This is a genomic window from Clostridium boliviensis (genome assembly GCF_033342255.1).
GTDB lineage: Bacteria > Bacillota > Clostridia > Lachnospirales > Lachnospiraceae > Lacrimispora > Lacrimispora boliviensis.
Genome location: NZ_JAWONS010000329.1, coordinates 408,277 through 428,584 on the forward strand (window position 1 = coordinate 408,277; position 20,308 = coordinate 428,584).

The following is a 20,308-nucleotide window of genomic DNA, read 5'->3' on the forward strand; positions in this document are numbered from 1 at the left end:
CGTTATCTTTTATTACAATGCTTTAAAACTTACCACAGCACTTTTTAAATTTCTTTCCACTGCCGCAAGGACATAAATCATTTGGGTATACTTTTCTCGTAATCTTAGTCATTTTTCCATTAATTCCATTTTCAAATGAAAGAGATGAAATATCAGTTGCAGTTGCATCAAGATCGATATACCCATTTGACCTAACTGTTCCTGCCCTTCAGTCAGGATTGCTGCTGCTCGTGAACTTCCTGGCACAATTGTAGTAACTTCCGGGTGTATTGGTGTCTCTCGCAACACTTCATCAGGGGTACACCCATGGTTGTACCACATTCTAACAGAATTCATAACCTTTATCGCATATCCGAGAAATTCATTTGCTTGATCAATATTTTCAATATCAATGCCATACCCTTGCATGGCTGCAAATACAAACTGTACATATTCCTGTGGATCTCTTTCTTCTCCGGATTTTCCTATGTCGGTTGCCTGATCATGGATTTCCGTGATAAAATCATCCATACATTCTTTTACGGTTACACCGACCTTTTGTGCTACATTTATAAAGTGAGGCAGAAACTTTTTCTCTATATACCTTTGCATTTCTTTTTCTGCATTGGATATTTCATAATAATTTTCATCCGTATAGCGCAGAAACTCCTTTTTAGATGGAAGATATCTCTTCTTTAAACCCGCCTCCTGATATAGCTGTCTAAAAGAAGAATAGCTTACGGATTTATAAAAACGTTCGAGATCTTTTTCTGTTAATCCGCGTTTTGTTCCTTTAAAAAACCGCAACATTTTTACATGTTCATTCTTATATGAATCCCGAAAGCAACTATGAAGCAAAAATCCATCCATCGTTGTACATATGACCGGAACTGAATCTCCAATCAATTGATGCAGCGTACATGTACATACAAATTCAGGAGTAAACATCACTGTATTTTTATAGCTGCCATCTACATGGTTATATCCCTTCTCATCAAATTTATTCTCATATTTATGTATTAGCGTCACCAGTTCTGTAACATGTATCACGCCGTAAAGATTCACAGCTGCCATTGCATAGTCTGCTATGATACGCATGTATTTTTTTCTCTTTTGATACACTTTATTTTGCGCTAATTCGTTATACCTTTCCAGGCAGCCATAATCTTTGCATAACTGCTGCAATGAATCATCTGCTTCATAAAAAGCCAAACAAAATCCTTCAAAAAGAGTATCATCTCCCAGGACCTCTGCCAGCAGCTCCACTCGCTGCGCTTTCTTAAGTCTACTCTCTGAAAATTCCAGTTCTTCTATTTTCTTAAATAATTTTACCGATTCTTTCCCTATTATGGTGTCTAATTTGTAATCTATCCTTTTACCAGTTTCTCTCTCTATTACAGGAATCAGATCATCTTTTCCCGCATTTTCTACCAAACGGAAATCATTATTTTCTAATAGAATTTTAACCATCAGCTCATATAATACTTTCACATCCTGTGCTTTGTATTGTTTTATATAATTTGCAATTTGTTCTCTGCTTTCTCTCATTTTTCTCCTATCCATGGAATTGAATAATACTCATCAGATATGTCGCATGGTAAACTGTTGACCACTGCTTTTTAGTTCCTCTTGTTCTGACTCCTGTCCGTTCAGTTTAATAAGCTGTTTCATGCTGTAATCAAGAATCTTTGCCTTTCGCTCTGAAATCATTACAGAATAAAAATCCTTTTGTATTGGAAGCAGTGTCGGCGTTTCATTAATGAGCATGCATATTTTTTCCATATCAATCCGCGCGGAAATTCTTTTTAGGGCCGCTATGCAGTCCGGATTTTTCATAGAAGAGATAAATTCGAAGTAGGAAATCTTCTTTCCATCCTCCTCAACAGACGAGGCAGGGAAAACATATACCCGCCTGTCGATCTCATCTTCACTGTCTAGAATTGCCTCCATATCCTTGGCTGCAAGCTGCGGGTAAAGGCAGGAACCACAGTCGTAAACAGGAGCAATTTCCGCTGTCTTGGACTGTTCATCTACGAGAATGCCCCAGTTACCATTGTGCCTGTCAAAATTACCAAGCAGTGCATCGGCAATAAACATATCCCAAAAGAACTCCCTAAGTTGATGCGGCGGCAGAAGCGTCTGTTCGTCTATTGCCTGTAGGATGGAGGAAAGCTCTGTGCCATATCCATTCTGTTCACTGCTGATACAGGTATTCTTCAGATGTGCAAACTCAATGAGTTTTTTGCCGCCTTCGGTAAAATCTCCACAGGCTACTACTACCTTTTCCTTCCCACGTGAATCAGTATAAGTTCCGAGCAATGTCTCCTGGGTTTTGAATCCGAGGGAGGCAAAAATATGGCAGGCAAGATATTCACTGATACACCCATTAGTGTAACTCATGGTCTTATTACGGCATGGGACAGGCGGAAATTTAAGCATGTAGCTATTGCCCTCATAAAGAATATTAATTTTATTTCCATTTGCTCCACCGTAGGCTCTGAATTTATTTACCTCACACGATGTAAAATCAATCATTAATGATATTCTCCTTTCCCTCTGTACCAAGATATTTTGCACGCAGATAGCTTGCCTGTTCCTCAGTAATTAAGTCAGCCCAAAGATTGGAATTAATGGCTCCATATAATTCGCCCCACAAGCAATCAAGATAGAGCACCTGTTCCTTTTCACCTTGTAAATATTCTTTTATTGCTTTTTCAACACTCTCCGGCAGTCCGGATTCCAGATAAGTTTTTCTGTTTGGTTTTCCCGTGACTGTGTTTTCTTCCGGTTCTGTTTCCAGTACCAGCAGTTCCTCAATAGTTAGACCAAGTGTTTTGGACAGTTTGGAGAGCGTTCCTGCGCCACAACGGTTAAGATGGGTTTTTCCTGAATAAATATCTGCAAGAGTGGCCCATGGAATCCCGCTGATTTTTGATAAACGATAACGGGACATTTGAGTATCCTGTAAAAGCTGTTGTATTGTCATTTTCATCACCTACAGTCATTATATCGGTGTTCCGATATAGTGTCAATAGAAGTTCCCTTCCCAAATTCAGCAGTTAATGTGTTTTAGAAAATTGTTTTAATGTATCAACTTATCTGTCATAACATTGACTTATCAGAAATATTGCTATTTTCGACAAATCTCGACACAAATCTCACAATGTGTTGATGCTGTAATAAAGATTCCTGAAAGGCACACTTAGTCCTTGGCGTAGACAATCGATTACTAATACTTATTATAAAAAGGATACCTCGCTGAACTCATATATTACAAACTATCTCTCAACAAAGGCACTTACAGTTTCCTTCAGCTCATCACTGAACTCTTCGAGATCTTCGTAGCTAATTGCACCCCCGTTTATAAGTGAAATAATATTATAAATAAGGTTCGACCGGCTCATTTCTAATTGAACACCAGTTTTCTTCCTATCTTCCTTTATTCTCTTGTCCAGTCTCCAAAACTTATCTGATGGATTAGCGTCTTCACTTAATAATTCTATATATTCCTTATTGAGCCTGTTCATATAGCTTTCCTGCCAATCAGCAATATTATTTTTAAAAAGCGTCCAGTCCTTTTTTGTATATCTCTGCTCCTGCAAGACCTCAAACCTCCCAATAGCTTCTTTCATATCCGAATTATAAAATCCCTTTTCCCGGGACAGTTCACAATTTTTTACAACCTGTCGGAATTTCCGACAGATTGATTCTTGGTTAACATGGCAGTTCACAGCAGTTGTTCGGGATTTCCAAACAACTTAAAACCTCCTATCGTAGTTATCCTACAACAGGAGGTCTTTTTGTTATTGCCCTCTTTGGGAAGCAACCCTTTTGGTAATAGCTTATTAAGCATATGCCTCCCAATTGTAATTTTGTTCATACTGGTTAATATTTGAATAATTCAGCCGGTCTGATGATAAGTCACCATTACTCCCAAGCATTAAATCTATATTCTGTATATCACCATTATCAACACTCTGTTTAAAATGATTAATTGTTATCGTATATTTTTGCAAATCACTCATATTTAAAGCATAGGGATTATCTTGCTTGCTTTGGAAAAAGTTATCCCAAGTATATGTATTGAGTATGTTACTCTGATAACGTGCCATGCTTTCATAGGCACTGCTGTCCACTTTTTTATCATACTGCTCTTTTCCATACTGCGCTCCACTTCCCAAAGCTTGCAACATATCACCAGACTTTTGGTATTGATTCATTGTATATTGATAAACAGCGTGAACTGCAGAATGATCCAAGGGAGCATACAATTGCTTACTATTTGAAATCATCGAATGATTAGCATCTTTTTTTAACTGCTCATCAATTTTTTCTAGATAGTTTTCCATATATCCATCAAACGTACGATTAATAAGGGAAGCCATCTTATTGCTGATACCAGAATTTTTAGTAAGATAATCGGTTTTCATGGATTGTACTGCCAGATCAAGACCAATGCTTTCCTCGTTACGGATAACCCCTGTATGCTCCAGGGATTCATACTGTTTCGAAGTCTGTTGCACATAGATACCCGCGACCTCCAGATCGCGCAAAGAATATACCGCTGATTTCGATTCTTCTGATGTTTTTTCCACTACGAGAGAATTATCCATCTTTTCCCGTAGATGCGCTGCCATGTAACCATCATCCTGAAGCAGCCATTTATCGCTATCCGAATCAATTTCGGCATAATTTCGATTGCTTTGTATATAATCAGAATATTCTTTAACACGGTTATTAATTCCAGCATAAATACTATCTCTCAGATTTGCCGTTTCATCTCCTACACCATTTTCTTCCAAGAAACTGCCTACTACATCAACATAAGAATCTACAAGCAATTCTTTTGACTTAGAAAATAAGGTATTCAGTTTGCCCATTTGCTCATCCAGTTCTTTGCCGGAATAATCTGCATTAATGCGATCCTGCAATACAGTATAGCGAGAAGCTATATAATCTGCTTTATTGCTGAATTGATCAACGGTATTTAGTTCAACATCTGTGGAAGAAAAGTCATATTGCACGCTATTCCAATTGATTTCATTCCCAAGGCCTTTTTTCTCCAGATTTTGGCGGAAGGTTTCTACTGCTTTCAAAAAAGTATCATTATCTTCTAAATTTGGCAACCCCAAGCCTTTTATCTCAGCTTTGCCGCTTGCAAGCTCGTCAATCGTAGAGTTAATATCGTATTGTCTATTATACTGATAAATGACCGCATCTTCTTTCGTATAAGTAGTCTCAGATGATACTCCAATACTTTTACTTAATCGAGAATCTGACTGACCAAGTCTTGCAAAATCATGCAAAGAAGGCATCTGCTTCATGCCCAAACCAGATATTTGCATATACTACACCCCTTTCTCATTAATATCTAAATAATATATCGACACATTAATTCCATATTTAACCAATTTTATATATAAATTTTATAACGAAAAAGCAGCGAAAAATGATACCCGCTGCTTTTTCGTATTGAAAATGATTAAATTATTATTAATCAATTTGAGTGATATTACTTAATGAATAAGTTCTTCCACCCTCATTTGTGTAATGGTAGTTAAACGGGCTTAAGAATTCCACTACCTGGAACGTATCAAGATCAATAACAATATAGTGACTACCCCAATTAAAATCTGTAGCCGCTTCTCCTAACCATCTTGGTGTCTTTAAACCAGAAGGATCTGTATAATCTATGACATGCACTACTTCACCTTCGTTATTTCTATAATAACTATTAGAGTAAAGATATGAACCTCTTGATACCTCAATGAACAATGCATTATTGACCGTATAAGGCTTGCTGCTTGTGAAAGAGCCCAAATAAGTTCCACTTGAAGTTATACTGTCAATTACCATATCTCTTGCACTATACCCAAGAGGCAAATACCACGTTTCATGTTCTTCCCATTTTAAATCGGTCATAATATTTGTTCCATTACTCCGAATTATATTATTGCTATAAAATAAAACGACTCGCGAAAGATCTGATGTTCTGTCAATAATGCTACTTGCACCTGAAGGATTGGAAGAATTCCACATCAAAGTGTATGTGCCCGTAGCATTTCCACTAGAAGATCCGATTGCAATTGCATAATTGCCAGCTGCTAATACTCCAAAATTATCACTGCCATTTGCATATGCTCCAAATCCGGTATTTATCAAATTACCTTGAGCATCTACCTTATATAAAACGGCTAATAATTCTGAACTTCTAGAAGCTAGTTTTAAAAATATAGTCGTAGGGGAAGAAGTATTAACTAAATACAGGTCGTAAGAACCCGTTAAGTTTCCATCTCCAACAAATACTGGATCATTAATCTGCCATATACCATTTGTGGTTGCCTCACTCGTGGCATTGCTTACAGTAGCAGATTTTTTCTGACTGTCTAATTTTAAATTAGGCTTAACATTCAGTTGTGGAAAACTGTAATTATCCGTCGTAATTTCCTGTATTTTCTGAGATTCAATTTTTTCCGCTTCATCAAAGTCCGAAGTGCTTATCTGTTGAATTGTACCAGTTAATGGCTCGTTTGCTTTTGGGGTATTCTCCGTTGCGAAAGCATTTGTATTAATTCCCAAAGTCATAACAATAGCCATCACGATCGGTAAGAACTTTTTCAATCTTAACATTTTATCAACCATACCTTTCCGCTATACCGCAAGCACAAAAGCGACTCAGGCTAAGCGCTTGAGTAATGCTTTGTGAAATTGTTGGGATACACTACAAAACGGGTAAATTACAGAGCTTCTGAAGGTTTGGAGACATGGGGCATTGTACATTAAATTATTATGTTTATAAGATGTGTAAGTTGTACCAAAAACTTTGCCTTTACTAGGATGACTTAATTTCTATTCTTTCAAGTTTTGCCTCCATTTGAATTTTACTTTAATTACCAACCGTCGAAGTCAAAAAAAAACAACTTTAAACTGATAGCTTTCTTCATTTCATCACCTTCTTTCAAAATCTCCCTTGAAAGACATATAATAATAAGTTTGTTTTTTAAACAGGTTATTTTTATTTTACTATATTACGAGAATAAGGTATATCACTTGTACCAAGTTTTTTGTCGACACATTTTGACAATTATTTCAGAGTGTGTTAATGCTGTAATTCAGATTCCTGAAAAACGCATTTTGCCCTTGGCGTGGAAATTAATTTGACTGACACTTATATAAGAACTTATAGCTTTGGCATAGTAATAGGCGCACAATACCGTTCAATAGTCAACGCAGCTGCCAAAAGTCGCCTTTCATCTGCTCCGTATAATATAATACCACGTGGTGTTCCATCGCCAGCCATACATAGTCTTAGTGCTAATGATGGCAGTCCAATAAAATGCATGACATTAGTTGGCCCGGTCATCAAGCATGCATCGTATTTACTAATACTTTTAATTACTTCCTTCCGAAGTCTTTTGCGCTCAGTCATTGCTTTTATATATACTATATTATCAAGGTCTCCTGAATCGCATTCTAATGCACCACGTAAATAATAATCGCCGTATTTCATCATTTGATCCGGGTTGGATTCATAGTAACTGACTATTTCCTTGAGTGTTTTAAGTGAGGCTCTGGATTTAGATAAATATTTCTCAAGATCATGTCGAAATTCAAAGCGCATTATATCACACTGATATTCTGTATGAACGTGAGTTACCTCAGTGATCTGTACATGATCTGCTTTTAGTTCATTAAGTTCATTAAGTTCAGTATCATATCTCGCAAGCTGAATCTCGGAAACTTGGTCCCGATTAAAAATATTTATTGCAAGCTTCATTTTTTCAGGTACTATTGGTTCAATCGGCTGCAATGCTTCATCTCTCATACAAGAATATACAAGCAATGAGTCGCTCAGATCACGTGTAATAGGACCAGCGCTGTCTAAGGTTATAGCAATTGGATTGATCCCATCTGAAGACAAAGAACCGTGGGCTGGCTTAAGTCCTGTAACGCCATTTTCCGTGACACACCCAACAATGGAGAAGGATGCATCTGTACCAATCGCAGCAGAACAAAACCCAGCTGACATTGCAACAGCCGAACCTGAACTCGATCCACTGGGATTTTTTGCACGATCATATGCATTTTTAACCTGGCCTCCACGGGAGCTGTATCCCCCTGGCATGTTGTCACCCGTATAGTTTGCAAATTCAGTCATATTGGTTTTCCCCAATATTAAAGCACCATTGCGACGCAAATTCGCAACAATTCGAGCATCTTTTTTGGCAATGTTGTCTGAGAGAGCAAGGCTACCGGCCGTGGTAAGTAGTCCAGAAACATCTATATTATCTTTAATAAGCACCGGTAACCCGAACATGACTCCATTACTGTTAACTTTCATGGAATCCATTTTTTTAGCTTGTTCAATGACATTCTCATTTTATTCTGCTACCGCATTGAGTCCATCAGCTCCATCAAATCTTTCTATCCGTTCAATATATGCTCTTGTAAGCTCTAAAACACCAATACGTTTATCTCGAATGGCACATGCAAACTCAATTGCTGACATATTAAACATTACATTCAGCCCCCCTCTGAATACGTAATTTATTAATTTATATACATTTGCTATATACTAGTAAATGCTAATTGAAAATTCTACCGCATGATGCTTTGAGTCAAATTTCATGAATATTATTATTTTCGACAGATTTCGACACAAATCTCGCAATGTGTTGATGCTGTAATACAGATTCCTGAAAAACGCATTTTACCCTTGGCGTAGATTTGAAACATAGTAAAACCCTCTGTATTTTCTACGGAGATATTAATGCCTTCTCCACCAATCACAGTTCAACGCTTTTAATTGTTCACGAATAAATTCAATTGTTTCCGTCTCATTGCTTATGTTTTCTAACAGAATAAAATTATGGTCATACAATCCTGGTACAATCTGATTACTAAAATAGCTGATATCTTGCACTGTTTTTTTCTGGCAGAATAATTCCATATAACCATCTTCTACCGCTCTTAATTTATTTATCATAAAATAATTCTCCTATCAAAAACTATAAGCTGTCCTATTTCATTTACAGTTTCTAAGATTTACTTATGTTTGCGTATTATGAAATTATGGCAGCTCCATAAATATTTCTATTTTAGGTGAATTTCCAAACCCCACAATGCGGTGAACGGTCAAAAAAAGATGCCGTACCCTTCTTATACCCCCTCGGCGGCTCTTTGGGTAATGTCTGAAGCTAAAATGCACGTATAAATAAACTTATGAATTTACCATAGCTTGAAGTTCTTTTATGTTCGCTCCAACATCACTTTGTTTATGCGCATCTGAAGCGGTCATCAATATCACTTTATTTTCCTTTAGAATTTGCAGAAGCTCTTGATTCAGTCCAAGTTGTAAGTCTTGGTTGTAATTCAGACGCAAACCACCGTTATTTTCCGCATACATGTTATTTCTATTGAGAGCGTGCGCCAATTCATAATAAGTATCTTTTAAATCAAAGGAAGACTGATAACCAAAACATTTGATGCTGTCAGGATGGGCAAGACCGCTGAACAAACCACTGTCACAGAGTTCACACATGATACTGTAATACCTTTTATATATATCATTGAAATTTACTGCTCTCCAAATTTCCTTTTGCTTTGCATGATCAAAACCCCAGCCATCAATCCAATGTACCGATCCAGTAAGAAAATCGAAGTCATATTGTTTAAGGCAATCAGAAAGTCGATCGGCAGTTTCAGGGATATAGCATACTTCCAGGCCGAATTTGACTTTAACCGGATAAATTCTGCCTTTTACGCTTTCAATAAAACTCAGATAACTATCGATAGAGCCGTTCATTCTTTGCGAAATCCAGTCACGCTGAAAGCTGTTATAATTTTTAACAGAAAAATACACTTTTTCAAATTCGTAAAATTGATGCGTATGCTCCAATAAATAAATTTCATCTATATCGGCTTTCAGCGCAGTCGAAATAAACCCTTCAAAAAACTCAATGGAATACTTACCTTGCCCATGCAAGAAATGAACATGAACATCTCGCATATTCATTACCTCCTATCAACAAATTCCGAAAATATATTGCTGTTTATATTTGCTTCCAAAGACTTCAGATTTTTTACTTATTAGCCTTTTCATACTCAAGTAGACAAACTGTCTCTGTGCCTTATGGCGTTGATTCCGATGCCCACAAAACGCAGTTATATTTCCTTTTCGTTCAGACAATTCTTCGCAATGGAAACATCCGCTTTAAAATCTTTTCAGCCGGATCGGCTTCCCAAGTGGTCAATCCCATATGCTATTTCTCTGCAATAGCACGTTTCACAATTAGTTCCGCTGCTGTATGTCTGTAAACAGCCCAGTGCATCTAATTCTGCACAGTCTGAAAAAAACGTCTGGTAGTCTTTTCATCTTTATCATAATCAAAAGCTGTAGAATATAGGTCAGTGATTTTCTGATAAAATCCCCACTCGGAAAGGCGAATTTCACGGTTGTTCTGCAACTGACGCTCAAAATATTCATCCGTGAACATATGACCTTTTTTCAGCCGTTCCTTGTCCATTGACCAGCCTTGAATGGAGTAATCCTTGACGATTTGTCCTGACCACTTGCGGAAACGAACAGCACGGTCATTATTGACTTTAAAGCCACCGGCAATAATCATCTGGAGGTTATAGTGAATAACTTCTCGATTCACTTGCCTTGGGCCTTCGGTTTGAACTATTCGGAATTTCCGAATAGTTGCCTCCTCTTTCAGCTCACCGTCATCATATATTTTCTTAATATGTTCATTACCGTTGAAAGACTTTCATCATACTTACACATACTGTGCAGCTATCATGTTCTGTGTCAGCCATATATTTTCATCTTCATAACGCATTTCCATGCTGTTTGCATTATCTCCAACTGCTGCAACATAATTAAGATATTCTGCTTCTGAACTATGAATATTTATTTCATCTTTCTTTTTTGGCATGGTATTCCTCCAATCTATCATAGCTTTGAACTACTAAGTTTTATTTATAACGCTTACTATCTATTAGTTAAGGTAGTTAGAATCCCGATAATTAAGTGACCAGATTTTAAAATCACCATTATCATCTTTATCAAACCAAAGAATTCCGTTTTCAACACATACACCTTGGTAATTTGTAAATAAATATTTTGTATACATTGTTTCAATCTTCTCACGAAAATCCGTTTCTGCGAATAAAGTATCAATTTGATCTGACATTTCATCCTCATTCTGTACAGGAATAACTTTTTTATTTACTCGAATATCAAGTGGATATCGAAACAATTTTATGAATTTTTCTTTATCTGTCATAGATTCTTTTATCTGTTTGGCAAAATTTTCAACTTCTGTTGATGTCATTTGACGACTCATAATATGATCTCCACTGTAGTAATCATCATGATCATATCCTATAGGCATAAACGTTGACAAATACATACTAATCGTTACATCTTTTCCGGAAATATTGCCGGTGCCTTTTAAATTGCCATCATAAACAGTACCTTTTAAATATCCGCCTTCATTATCATTTAACTCGAATTCCGTTGGACTTTTCATTTCTCCACGAAGTGTTTTTTCATCATCAGTTCGAGTAATATATGATGCAGTCAAAGAATTACCTTCTCTACGGATGTTCATTTGTACCTCTGATTCTCCTATTGTACCTTTAAAAATATTGTGTGTATTATTCCGGATTGGTTCTTCCATGGTGGTTTCAGTATATGTTTCCTTTTCTGTCGTTAACGCCTCAGTCTTAGTTACTGCTGTTAATTGCTCAGTGCTGGTTTGTTCTTACTTAGTCATTTCAGTTTTTCTACAACCCATGCTGATGATACAAATGATAAAGGACACCATTATCATTGCTGAGTGTTTAACGCTTTTTGTCCTAATCATTTTCAATTGCTCCTTTTCATGAAAAAACTTTATTTACTGCCCAATTCAAGAAGAAAAACTACGTTTATCTTTTTCTGCAATACTTAATAGTTCACGACAAGGAACCTACTCAATTAGCTGGACAGCATCTGGTATTCCATTGGCTTGGCAGGTCCATAAATATTACTATTTTCGACAAATTTCGACGCAAATCTCGCAATGAGTAGTCCAGGGAAACATATCCACCCCCCACGCCTTCTTCGCTTCATACCCTTTCTTCTTAAAATACTCTAAATCCCTGGCCAATGTCTCCGGCCCGCAGGACACATATACCACTTTATCCGGTCTCATTCTGGAAACAGAGTCAATAAACTCCTCCGTACTCCCGCTTCTTGGCGGATCCATAAACACAACATCAACATGCTCCCCCGACTCCGCCATATTCACCATAAACTTTCCGGCATCATTACAATAGAAGTTTGCGTTCTTTACCTTATTAATTTTAGCATTTTCAATTGCATCACGAACCGCATCCTTATTTAATTCCACACCAATCACTTCTTTTACATGGCTGCTGGCAACAATACCGATTGTGCCGATACCACAATAAGCATCAATGATCCGCTCTTTTCCGGTCAAACCCGCCGCTTCAATCGCTTTCTTATAGAGAACTTCTGTCTGTACCGGATTTACCTGGTAAAAGGATTTGGAAGATATGCGGAAACGGCATCCACAAAGAACGTCTTCGATATAACCTTTACCATAAAGTACATGTTCCTTATCTCCCAGCACCATGCTGGTTCCCCTGTTGTTCACATTTTGTATCACTGTCGTGATTTCCGGATGGCGTTCCCTCAATGCTTTTATAAAATTATTCTTTGAAGGAAATATGGGAGAGGCGGTTACCAGCACCACCATGATCTCGCCTGTCATAAAACCGCGGCGGATTAAAACATGTCGCAGCAAGCCGTATCCTGTATCCTCATCGTACGTGCGTATTTTAAATGATTTCAACATTCCTCTGATGGTTCCGATGATCTCATCTGATTTCTGATCCTCAATCAGGCAGCTCTCTACAGGAACTACTATATGGGAATTGGCCTCGTATACACCTGAAATGGGATTTCCCTTTCTATCGTGGTCAAAGACAGCATGTACTTTATTCCGATAGTGATAAGGATCGCTCATTCCTATCATAGACTCCAGGCGGCAAAATGGCTTTAACAATGTTTCCAGATTTTTCTGCTTCTGTTCCAGCTGTTTTTTATAGGGCAGATGGAGAAGCTGGCAGCTACCACACCTTCTGTATACAGGGCATTGGGTTGCATTATCATTACTCTTATCAGTTCTTATCTTCCCGGATCGCGGCTTGCCTGTTTGCTCATACCCGTTCTGCCTGGGCACCTTTTTTCCATTCTCTTTTTTCCCGTTCTCCTTCTCCCCCATACGGCCTTTCCTGTCGTTGGAAAATTCTTTCTTTTCCGTTCTTTCCCCAGTTTTCTTTCCTTCGGTTTTCTTTCCTTCGATTTTCTTTCCCCCGGCTTTCTTTCCTTCTATACGAAACGTTTCCTTTTTCAATCGATTATCTATCATTTCATTAAACCGCCTTTTCTTTTCTATTATCAAAAGCTATTATAGTATATTCTTTCCCATAAAACCACCGAATTTCTTTGATTCTTGAAAAACTATTGCTTTTTCACCGTCGGCGGTTATAATAGTTCAAAAGAGAAAAAGGAGGAAAAACAATTGTCAGATGCCAGTAACAACTTCTATATAGATAGAACACTTTATTATGGGAAGCCAGAAGATTTATCTGACCGATTAGAAAAGGAGATCCGCACCTACGATCTCTTAGACCGGCTTGAAATCCCCTATCAGCGGCTCGACCATGCTCCGCTCCCCACCATTGATGCCTGCCGGGAGGTTGATTCCCTGCTAAACATTGATATCTGCAAAAATCTGTTTCTATGCAACGCAAAAAAAACGGAATTCTTCTTACTCCTGCTTCCTGGGAAAAAGAAATTCCGCACTGCCTGTCTTTCAAAACAAATCGGCTCCTCCAGACTTTCATTTGCTGATCCGGAGTTTATGATTGAATTTTTAGATATCACTCCCGGTTCTGTTTCTGTTCTCGGGCTTATGAATGATAAAGACAACAAAGTTCAACTGCTCATTGACAAAGATGTGCTCTTATCTGAGTTCTTTAGCTGCCACCCCTGCATCAATACCAGCAGTCTGAAAATGAAAACAGCTGATTTAATTAACCAAATACTCCCAGCCATAAACCATAGCTTCATCCAGGTAGATCTTCCTGGTGAGTCGGATTCCATTCAATAAAAACTCAACCACAAAAAGGGCAGGATCTCCGTCTCCTGCCTGGTCTGAACTTATGCTACGTGACCTGCCAAAAATTGTCGTGATAGGAAGCTATTCTGTTCTTCCCCGCCTGCTTGGCATAATACATGGCACGGTCCGCCTGTGAAAAAAGCTTCTGGTAATTTATTTCTTTTTTCCCGGCACTGGAAACAATACCGATACTGACAGAAAGGCGCCCTTCTCCATCTGGTACCGCTTTCTTTGCTCGTTTTAAAAGTTTTTCCGCCCGTTTATAAACATTGCTGCCGGATGTAAATACCACAAACTCATCACCACCTACTCTGCCTACCAGGTCTGGCTCCGGAAAAAGGTCACAGAGCATTCCGCCTACCTTCATCAGGATACGGTCCCCTGTAGGATGACCATAACAATCGTTAATTTCTTTGAAATTGTCAATGTCAATCATACATAGCCAGCTTTCCGTCTCATCGCTTAACAGCTCATCAACCCGGTATTCGAATGCAGATTTGTTGTACACTCCGGTCAGACCGTCTTTAATAGACTTTAAAAGCAGCTGTTCTTCTCTCGCTTTTAATCCGCTGATGTCCTGCAGCTTTCCGACCAGCTTATACGGAGCTGTCTTTTTCTCCTCCCAGATAGAAGTTAACTTGCAGCTGCACCAGTGAAAAGGCTCCCCTATCTTTCCAAGACTGAACTCAAATGAACGCATCTCCCCATCTTTTGGTGCATTATCGGTGTGCTTTGAAAGAAAGTGCTGAAATGCCTGCAAATTAATATAACCTTTCGCATTAGCGGACAGATACAGCCGCTTCTCTGGATAGGAATACTCGAACAATACAGTGTCAGTAAAAAGACTCATATTCCCGTACAGCTGTTCCGCCTGGCTGAAACGGTAAAATTCCTGTTCGATTCCCTTACTCTCACTTTCTAATTGTATTTCTGAATTTCCTTTCATGATACTTCCCCCTGTACCTCATGGAATCCTTCATTCCCCGTCTTTTCTAATCGTATATCATACATGATAACGCTTTTCAACCGTATATGCAACTTGTTTTTAGAGCATTATTACGCATATAATACGTAATGTCTGGTTAAAATATCCTTTATGATAAACCAAGAGGTGATAATGTTGGATGAACAATTTGTCAGGAACCGAATTACGGAACTCCGCCTGAAGAAAAATATATCCGAATATCAGATGAGTTTAGATCTGGGAAAGAATAAAAGCTATATACAGGGTATCTCTTCAGGGCGTTCTCTGCCTTCCATGAAACAGTTTTTTGAAATCTGTGATTATCTTGAAATTACTCCCATCGAGTTTTTTAATACAGAAAAAAAAGAGCAGACTCTTTACTGGGAGGCCGCTGCAATACTGAAAGAAATAAGCCATGAAGATCTGGAAGCATTATTTCCAATTTTATTGCGGCTCAGCGCGAAGGCAGACAGTCAAAAACAGGCAGAACCTTGATCGATAAGGTCCTGCCTGTTTTCTATATAGTTCTTGTCTGTTCCTTCAGCCACAATGCTTCTTCTTTTGTAAGATGTGGTGCCACCGCTTCGTAAACCGCCTTATGGTAATCATTGAGAAGCGTTATATCCCGTTCTGTCATCAGGGAAGGGTCAAGTGCTTCTAAGTCAATAGGTACCATAGTAAGGAATTCAAATTCCATAAACTGACCGTACTCATTTGATTCCGCTTTTTTGCATACAATCAGGTTTTCGGTTCTAACTCCGTGACTGCCTTCTATATAAACTCCCGGCTCGTCGGAAGTAATCATCCCTTCTTCCAGAATGCAGTTGTCCTGACGCTCCGGAACCATACGCCATCGGATACCATTGGGACGCTCATGGACATTGAGCAGATACCCCACTCCATGTCCCGTACCATGATCAAAATTGATCCCGCGGCTCCAGAACGGCTCTCTGGCAACATAATCAAGTGTCAGACCTCTGCAGCCATACAGAAACTTTACTGCTGCCAGGCGTAACATACTGATGACTGTAAGTGTAAAATGCTCCCGTTCCTCATTGGTCAGCGGACCTACTGCTACAGTCCTTGTTACATCTGTGGTTCCCTCATAATACTGTCCGCCGGAATCCACCAGATAAAGTCCTTTTGGCTCAATCACTGCATCGCTCTCTGACGTAGCCTTGTAATGGCACATAGCAGCATTGGCTCCGTAAGCAGAGATGGTATCAAAGCTGATCCCTAGATTCCCCTCCTGCTCAGACCGAAGTTTATCTAATAACTCCTGGGCGCTGACCTCAGTGATTGTTTCATGGCCCACATTCTTTTTCAGCCAGTAAATAAATTTCACCATGGCCGTACCGTCTTTCACATGAGCTTTTTTCATATTTTCTACTTCTACAGAGTTCTTCATTGCTTTTGCAAGTACAGTCGGATTCATACGGTCAATGATCCGGTTGGAAGAATCGATGCCCTTTACAATGGCATAATTGGTTCTGCCTGTTTCCATAAGAATTCTCTGATCTCTAAGCTGTCCAACAGAAACGTAGATGTCCTGATATGGGCAGACCGTTACAGACAGCTCTTTTAAATAAGCTTTCACCTCGTCATTTAACACTTCTTCATTGATAAACAGATAAAACCGCTCCATTGTCACCATTGCATAGGAAAGGACAACCGGATTGCAGCTTACGTCATTGCCTCTGATATTTAGAAGCCATACAATATCATCCAGTGTGGTAAGAAGATGAACTGTTGCCTTTTCTTTCTTCATTTCTTCTCTTAAATCACTGATTTTCTCAGAAGCGGATTTACCGGCGTACGTTTCATCAAGAATCCAGACAGGCTCTTTGGATAAAGCAGGGCGCTGACTCCAGATCTGATCCACCAGATCCTCTTCATATACTATAGTCACATGCTTGTCTGCCAGCTTTTCTTCCAGTTCCTCGCCCTGACAGCAGTTGACAACCCGTCCGTCAAAGCCCAGTTTCCCGCCATCTGGCAACACTGTCTCCAGATATTCCATGATGTCAGGAACTCCGGGAATGCCCATTTTTCTCAGTTCTATACCGGTACCTGAAAGCTGCATTCCAGCCTGAACAAAATATCTGCCGTCTGTCCATAAGCCCGCTTCATCTTTTGTTATCACTGCGGTTCCTGCTGATCCGGTAAATCCGGTCATAAATTCTCTCGCTTTAAAATATTCCCCTACATACTCTGATTCATGAAAATCAGAGGTAGGTATCATATAAGCATCAATATGGCGCTCTGCCATCAGGCTTCTTAACTGTTCCAGTCTCTCTTTCATCATTGCCTTGCTCTCCTTTAGTTTCAAAATAATTTTCAATAGCTGCCGTAATGCCCTCACTATACGTTGGGTGGGCACGCATGGCCAGCCGAAGCTGTTTCGCCGTTAATCCGTTTGCAATTGCAGTCGCCATCTCACTGATCATGTCAGTTGCTCTGGGACAGACAATCTGGGCTCCCACAAGAGTACCGGAAAATTCTTCAAATACCAGATGAATAAATCCGTTCTGCCTGCTGGTAATGATGGATTTGCCATTGCCACTCATGGAATAATGGCCGCAGCATACATGCATATTGTTTGCTACAGCAGCTTCCCGGGTAATCCCCACTGATGCAATCTCAGGTTCTGTATAAATGCAGCTGGGAACAACCGGTAATTTCACGAACATTCCGTTGGGAACAACGGACAGGCGGATGGTATGTTCCACTCCAGCGATCTTCTCCACTACATATGTCCCCTGTGCCGCAGCTACATGGGCCAGAAGAATATCTGAGGCTGCATCTCCAATGGCATAGATCCCGGGTTCACTGGTCTGAAATTCCGAGTTAACCTTTAGATGTCCATTCTCCAGTTCCAGACTCACGTCCTCTCCCAGAAGACCTTCCAGGAAGGGTTGTCTCCCTGCTGCAATTAAAATGTGCCCGGTTTGAATGGTATGCTCTTGTCCACCCATTTCAAAGACGCAGGAAAGACCATGGTCTGTATCTTCTTTAATTTCCTTCACATTGACCTGACAGTGAATTGTAATCCCTCTTTGTTTCAATTCCTCTTCCAGTGCCTGGGATACTTCGGTATCCATAGGTCCAAGAAGATGGTCTTCCCGTTCCAGTATTGTCACATGGGAACAGAGCGCACTGAAAATGGTTGCAAACTCCACACCTATGACTCCTCCTCCGATCACCAGAAGGCGGTCGTAATTCCAGTTATCCGAAGCCAGCAGCCGCTCACTTGTCAGGACCCCAGGCAAATCTGCACCCGGTATAGGGGGAATTACACACTTCGCACCTGTTGCTATAATGAGGTAATCCCCAGTATAATAATCCTTTCCCTGCGCACTGTGTACTTCCACCGTTTTATTTCTTCGTATGATACCTGTTCCGGTAAGAACCGTTATATTTTCTTCTTCAATGAGATCCGTAATGCCTTTTCGATAGGATTTAACAGAACTTTTCTTATATTGCTGCATTTTCTTAAAATCAAAAGAAATAAAATCCGTAGATACGCCGAATTCATCACAATTTTGCAGCTCTTTAAATTTACTTGCTGCGTACAGAAGGGATTTTGTCGGGATACAGCCTTTATTTACACAAGTGCCTCCCAGCTTCTCCTTTTCCACAATTGCTGTTCTAAATCCCAGTGAAGCCGCTTTTAATGCAGCGGTATAACCGCCCGGTCCTCCTCCTATAATGATAATGTCATAATGGTCTGCCATTAAATCTCCTCCTGCCGGATCATTTCAAAATAAAGGCAGGCATTCTTTATTCCATCCTGATCGATGGCATCTGTAATATAGTCTGCCGCTCTCTTCAGTTCTTCCATGGCATTGCCCATAGCGATTCCGATCCCTGCTGCCTTTACAATATCGTAGTCATTCATACTGTCTCCAAAGGCCACCGTCCTGGAAAGAGGAATTTTATAATATTCACAGAGTCTGGCCAGGCCTACCGCTTTTGATGCCTTTCGCTCAACAACATCTGCACCTCTCTTATCCGCAAACATATGAACATGAATTTCCGGAAACTCCTCCTCCATCTTTCTTGCGCCGTCCTCATCTCCGATAAAAGCCATGGTTCTCACATCCAGCTTAGCGAGCATATCGGCATCTGCAAAGTTTCTTCTGCATTCTCCCCAAAGCCTCCTGTCATGCTCGTTTACTACCTCTGGATTCACATAATAATCATACTCACCTACGCTGGTTCCTACACTGTAAGGAGTCTGCTTTGCATAGGATAGAATCTGCTTCAAAAGATTTTTATCGAAAGTATGCTCATAAATTAAGGTCTCTCCTACCGTCACCTTGGTTCCATTGAGATGAATAATTGCATCGGGTTGTATCTGATCCCGTATTGCAGTACTGAATATGGAATCCATGTCTCTTCCGGTGGCCAGCACTATGGTATAATTCTCTCTCAGTTTTTCAATAGTCTCCATCGCACTTGCAGGAATCGACCAGTCTTTATGATCAAGCAGCGTCATGTCTACATCAAAGCTAACAATTGGTTTCATCTATCTTCACCTTTTTTTCTTCTTTCTTCTTTCTTCGTCTTCTCTACTCCATCATATATTAAATTTTAAATTTTTTCAACAAATATACTTTACCAATTGGAAATTTTCTGCTATAATGTCTGAGTGTCAGGAAACGGAGTATGGCGTAGCTTGGTAGCGCGCTCGGCTGGGGGCCGAGAGGTCGCAGGTTCAAATCCTGTTACTCCGATTGACAATTGCGAAGCAGTGCCGGATTTCCCAAATGATAGGAAACCGGTGCTTTTAGTTTACTGATAAAGGTATGGAGACATAGCTCAGCTGGGAGAGCATCTGCTTGACGTGTAGAGGGTCGCAGGTTCGAGTCCTGTTGTCTCCATTATTATAAAAATATAGAAAACACCGAGATTCCTTGTAATTACTGGGTTTTTCGGTGTTTTTAATTTTCACGAAATGTTGCTGTTTTTCTTGTCGTGTTGCATTTTTTCCTAACTATGCAACACGAAATGCCCACATTTTGATCCAGTGGAGCAGGAATGTGAGTTTTTCCATCTCCTCTATTGAATAGTCTTGAATATTTACTTCTCGAAAGTTTCGCTGCACCAAGGTTGCTATCGTTTCAGCATCTGACTCTTTGAATTTTCTAATTCTAATTTCCATATT

The 20,308-nt window shown here is 39.5% G+C and carries 22 protein-coding genes and 2 tRNA genes; 4 read left to right on the forward strand and 20 right to left on the reverse strand.

Annotated features, from left to right (window positions below; all coding sequences use genetic code 11):
* Window positions 1-22: 22 nt before the first annotated feature.
* The 15 genes from RZO55_RS25520 to rlmD all read right to left on the reverse strand — a co-directional run bounded on the left by RZO55_RS25520 (window position 23) and on the right by rlmD (window position 13,424).
* Window positions 23-112 carry an SEC-C metal-binding domain-containing protein gene (locus tag RZO55_RS25520; RefSeq protein WP_318067066.1) on the reverse strand — a complete coding sequence of 30 codons (90 nt, stop codon included), beginning with the start codon at window positions 110-112 and terminating at the stop codon, window positions 23-25.
* Window positions 109-1,527, reverse strand: a complete 1,419-nt coding sequence (locus tag RZO55_RS25525) for a hypothetical protein (protein ID WP_318067067.1) — start codon at window positions 1,525-1,527, stop codon at window positions 109-111. The genes RZO55_RS25520 and RZO55_RS25525 overlap by 4 nt, the downstream gene beginning before the upstream one ends.
* 33 nt (window positions 1,528-1,560) lie before the next feature.
* Window positions 1,561-2,514, reverse strand: a complete 954-nt coding sequence (locus tag RZO55_RS25530) for a HipA domain-containing protein (RefSeq protein ID WP_318067068.1) — start codon at window positions 2,512-2,514, stop codon at window positions 1,561-1,563.
* Complete coding sequence (locus RZO55_RS25535; RefSeq protein WP_318067069.1) at window positions 2,507-2,965, reverse strand: helix-turn-helix domain-containing protein; 459 nt, start codon at window positions 2,963-2,965, stop codon at window positions 2,507-2,509. Before RZO55_RS25535 ends, RZO55_RS25530 begins: the two co-directional genes overlap by 8 nt.
* Before the next feature lie 292 nt (window positions 2,966-3,257).
* Window positions 3,258-3,611: a multidrug transporter gene (locus RZO55_RS25540; RefSeq protein WP_318067070.1), complete on the reverse strand. Its 354-nt coding sequence runs from the start codon at window positions 3,609-3,611 to the stop codon at window positions 3,258-3,260.
* Window positions 3,612-3,824: 213 nt separating this feature from the next.
* Window positions 3,825-5,324, reverse strand: a complete 1,500-nt coding sequence (locus RZO55_RS25545) for a hypothetical protein (RefSeq protein WP_318067071.1) — start codon at window positions 5,322-5,324, stop codon at window positions 3,825-3,827.
* A gap of 148 nt (window positions 5,325-5,472) precedes the next feature.
* Window positions 5,473-6,621, reverse strand: coding sequence for a hypothetical protein (locus RZO55_RS25550; protein WP_318067072.1), 1,149 nt, complete (start codon window positions 6,619-6,621; stop codon window positions 5,473-5,475).
* 538 nt (window positions 6,622-7,159) lie between these two features.
* Window positions 7,160-8,347 carry an amidase family protein gene (locus RZO55_RS25555; RefSeq protein ID WP_318067116.1) on the reverse strand — a complete coding sequence of 396 codons (1,188 nt, stop codon included), beginning with the start codon at window positions 8,345-8,347 and terminating at the stop codon, window positions 7,160-7,162.
* Window positions 8,348-8,359: 12 nt separating this feature from the next.
* Window positions 8,360-8,497 (reverse strand): hypothetical protein, encoded by a 138-nt coding sequence (locus tag RZO55_RS25560; protein ID WP_318067073.1) that lies wholly within the window; start codon window positions 8,495-8,497, stop codon window positions 8,360-8,362.
* A gap of 249 nt (window positions 8,498-8,746) precedes the next feature.
* Complete coding sequence (locus RZO55_RS25565; protein WP_318067074.1) at window positions 8,747-8,965, reverse strand: hypothetical protein; 219 nt, start codon at window positions 8,963-8,965, stop codon at window positions 8,747-8,749.
* Window positions 8,966-9,199: 234 nt separating this feature from the next.
* Complete coding sequence (locus RZO55_RS25570; protein ID WP_318067075.1) at window positions 9,200-9,988, reverse strand: PHP domain-containing protein; 789 nt, start codon at window positions 9,986-9,988, stop codon at window positions 9,200-9,202.
* Between the two features lie 322 nt (window positions 9,989-10,310).
* Window positions 10,311-10,640 carry a RhuM family protein gene (rhuM, locus tag RZO55_RS26095; protein WP_500683317.1) on the reverse strand — a complete coding sequence of 110 codons (330 nt, stop codon included), beginning with the start codon at window positions 10,638-10,640 and terminating at the stop codon, window positions 10,311-10,313.
* Window positions 10,641-10,760: 120 nt separating this feature from the next.
* The gene (locus tag RZO55_RS26100; protein ID WP_500683318.1) at window positions 10,761-10,919 is read right to left on the reverse strand and encodes a hypothetical protein; all 159 of its coding nucleotides are present in this window, start codon (window positions 10,917-10,919) and stop codon (window positions 10,761-10,763) included.
* 63 nt (window positions 10,920-10,982) lie between these two features.
* A complete protein-coding gene (locus tag RZO55_RS25580) occupies window positions 10,983-11,666 on the reverse strand; it encodes a hypothetical protein (RefSeq protein WP_318067076.1) in 684 nt (227 codons plus the stop codon).
* 351 nt (window positions 11,667-12,017) lie between these two features.
* Window positions 12,018-13,424: a 23S rRNA (uracil(1939)-C(5))-methyltransferase RlmD gene (gene rlmD, locus RZO55_RS25585; RefSeq protein ID WP_318067077.1), complete on the reverse strand. Its 1,407-nt coding sequence runs from the start codon at window positions 13,422-13,424 to the stop codon at window positions 12,018-12,020.
* Between the two features lie 153 nt (window positions 13,425-13,577).
* Here rlmD and RZO55_RS25590 point away from each other — a divergent pair, with 153 nt between their 5' ends.
* Entirely contained in the window at window positions 13,578-14,168 is a 591-nt protein-coding gene (locus RZO55_RS25590; protein ID WP_318067078.1) for a prolyl-tRNA synthetase associated domain-containing protein, read from the forward strand.
* A 55-nt stretch (window positions 14,169-14,223) separates the two neighbouring features.
* On the opposite strand, the gene RZO55_RS25595 is transcribed toward RZO55_RS25590, so the two are convergent.
* Window positions 14,224-15,123 carry a GGDEF domain-containing protein gene (locus RZO55_RS25595; RefSeq protein WP_318067079.1) on the reverse strand — a complete coding sequence of 300 codons (900 nt, stop codon included), beginning with the start codon at window positions 15,121-15,123 and terminating at the stop codon, window positions 14,224-14,226.
* Window positions 15,124-15,294: 171 nt separating this feature from the next.
* On the opposite strand from RZO55_RS25595, the gene RZO55_RS25600 reads away from it, so the two are divergent.
* Complete coding sequence (locus RZO55_RS25600) at window positions 15,295-15,636, forward strand: helix-turn-helix transcriptional regulator (RefSeq protein ID WP_439100090.1); 342 nt, start codon at window positions 15,295-15,297, stop codon at window positions 15,634-15,636.
* A gap of 22 nt (window positions 15,637-15,658) precedes the next feature.
* Here RZO55_RS25600 and RZO55_RS25605 read toward each other — a convergent pair whose 3' ends face one another.
* Genes RZO55_RS25605 through RZO55_RS25615 form a run of 3 tightly spaced genes read right to left on the reverse strand, consistent with a single transcriptional unit; the run spans window position 15,659 to window position 19,669 of the window.
* Window positions 15,659-17,446: an aminopeptidase P family protein gene (locus RZO55_RS25605; RefSeq protein WP_318067080.1), complete on the reverse strand. Its 1,788-nt coding sequence runs from the start codon at window positions 17,444-17,446 to the stop codon at window positions 15,659-15,661.
* Entirely contained in the window at window positions 17,391-18,875 is a 1,485-nt protein-coding gene (gene lpdA / locus RZO55_RS25610; RefSeq protein ID WP_318067081.1) for a dihydrolipoyl dehydrogenase, read from the reverse strand. The genes RZO55_RS25605 and lpdA overlap by 56 nt, the downstream gene beginning before the upstream one ends.
* Window positions 18,875-19,669, reverse strand: coding sequence for a Cof-type HAD-IIB family hydrolase (locus RZO55_RS25615; protein ID WP_318067082.1), 795 nt, complete (start codon window positions 19,667-19,669; stop codon window positions 18,875-18,877). The genes lpdA and RZO55_RS25615 overlap by 1 nt, the downstream gene beginning before the upstream one ends.
* A gap of 134 nt (window positions 19,670-19,803) precedes the next feature.
* Between RZO55_RS25615 and RZO55_RS25620 the strand changes: the two genes are divergently transcribed.
* Window positions 19,804-19,877, forward strand: a tRNA-Pro gene (locus tag RZO55_RS25620).
* 74 nt (window positions 19,878-19,951) lie between these two features.
* Window positions 19,952-20,024 (forward strand) — tRNA-Val (locus RZO55_RS25625).
* Window positions 20,025-20,137: 113 nt separating this feature from the next.
* Here RZO55_RS25625 and RZO55_RS25630 read toward each other — a convergent pair.
* Window positions 20,138-20,305 carry a hypothetical protein gene (locus RZO55_RS25630; protein ID WP_318067083.1) on the reverse strand — a complete coding sequence of 56 codons (168 nt, stop codon included), beginning with the start codon at window positions 20,303-20,305 and terminating at the stop codon, window positions 20,138-20,140.
* Between the last annotated feature and the right edge of the window lie 3 nt (window positions 20,306-20,308).

Excerpts from the sequence above, each read along its gene's own strand:
- RZO55_RS25520 (WP_318067066.1), bottom strand. The coding sequence starts at position 112 with ATGACTAAGATTACGAGAAAAGTATACCCAAATGATTTATGTCCTTGC.
- RZO55_RS25525 (WP_318067067.1), bottom strand. The coding sequence starts at position 1,527 with ATGAGAGAAAGCAGAGAACAAATTGCAAATTATATAAAACAATACAAA.
- RZO55_RS25530 (WP_318067068.1), bottom strand. The coding sequence starts at position 2,514 with ATGATTGATTTTACATCGTGTGAGGTAAATAAATTCAGAGCCTACGGT.
- RZO55_RS25535 (WP_318067069.1), bottom strand. The coding sequence starts at position 2,965 with ATGACAATACAACAGCTTTTACAGGATACTCAAATGTCCCGTTATCGT.
- RZO55_RS25540 (WP_318067070.1), bottom strand. The coding sequence starts at position 3,611 with ATGAAAGAAGCTATTGGGAGGTTTGAGGTCTTGCAGGAGCAGAGATAT.
- RZO55_RS25545 (WP_318067071.1), bottom strand. The coding sequence starts at position 5,324 with ATGCAAATATCTGGTTTGGGCATGAAGCAGATGCCTTCTTTGCATGAT.
- RZO55_RS25550 (WP_318067072.1), bottom strand. The coding sequence starts at position 6,621 with ATGGTTGATAAAATGTTAAGATTGAAAAAGTTCTTACCGATCGTGATG.
- RZO55_RS25560 (WP_318067073.1), bottom strand. The coding sequence starts at position 8,497 with ATGTTTAATATGTCAGCAATTGAGTTTGCATGTGCCATTCGAGATAAA.
- RZO55_RS25565 (WP_318067074.1), bottom strand. The coding sequence starts at position 8,965 with ATGATAAATAAATTAAGAGCGGTAGAAGATGGTTATATGGAATTATTC.
- RZO55_RS25570 (WP_318067075.1), bottom strand. The coding sequence starts at position 9,988 with ATGCGAGATGTTCATGTTCATTTCTTGCATGGGCAAGGTAAGTATTCC.
- RZO55_RS26100 (WP_500683318.1), bottom strand. The coding sequence starts at position 10,919 with ATGCCAAAAAAGAAAGATGAAATAAATATTCATAGTTCAGAAGCAGAA.
- RZO55_RS25580 (WP_318067076.1), bottom strand. The coding sequence starts at position 11,666 with ATGGAAGAACCAATCCGGAATAATACACACAATATTTTTAAAGGTACA.
- rlmD (WP_318067077.1), bottom strand. The coding sequence starts at position 13,424 with ATGATAGATAATCGATTGAAAAAGGAAACGTTTCGTATAGAAGGAAAG.
- RZO55_RS25595 (WP_318067079.1), bottom strand. The coding sequence starts at position 15,123 with ATGAAAGGAAATTCAGAAATACAATTAGAAAGTGAGAGTAAGGGAATC.
- RZO55_RS25600 (WP_439100090.1), top strand. The coding sequence starts at position 15,295 with ATGTTGGATGAACAATTTGTCAGGAACCGAATTACGGAACTCCGCCTG.
- RZO55_RS25605 (WP_318067080.1), bottom strand. The coding sequence starts at position 17,446 with ATGATGAAAGAGAGACTGGAACAGTTAAGAAGCCTGATGGCAGAGCGC.
- lpdA (WP_318067081.1), bottom strand. The coding sequence starts at position 18,875 with ATGGCAGACCATTATGACATTATCATTATAGGAGGAGGACCGGGCGGT.
- RZO55_RS25615 (WP_318067082.1), bottom strand. The coding sequence starts at position 19,669 with ATGAAACCAATTGTTAGCTTTGATGTAGACATGACGCTGCTTGATCAT.
- RZO55_RS25630 (WP_318067083.1), bottom strand. The coding sequence starts at position 20,305 with ATGGAAATTAGAATTAGAAAATTCAAAGAGTCAGATGCTGAAACGATA.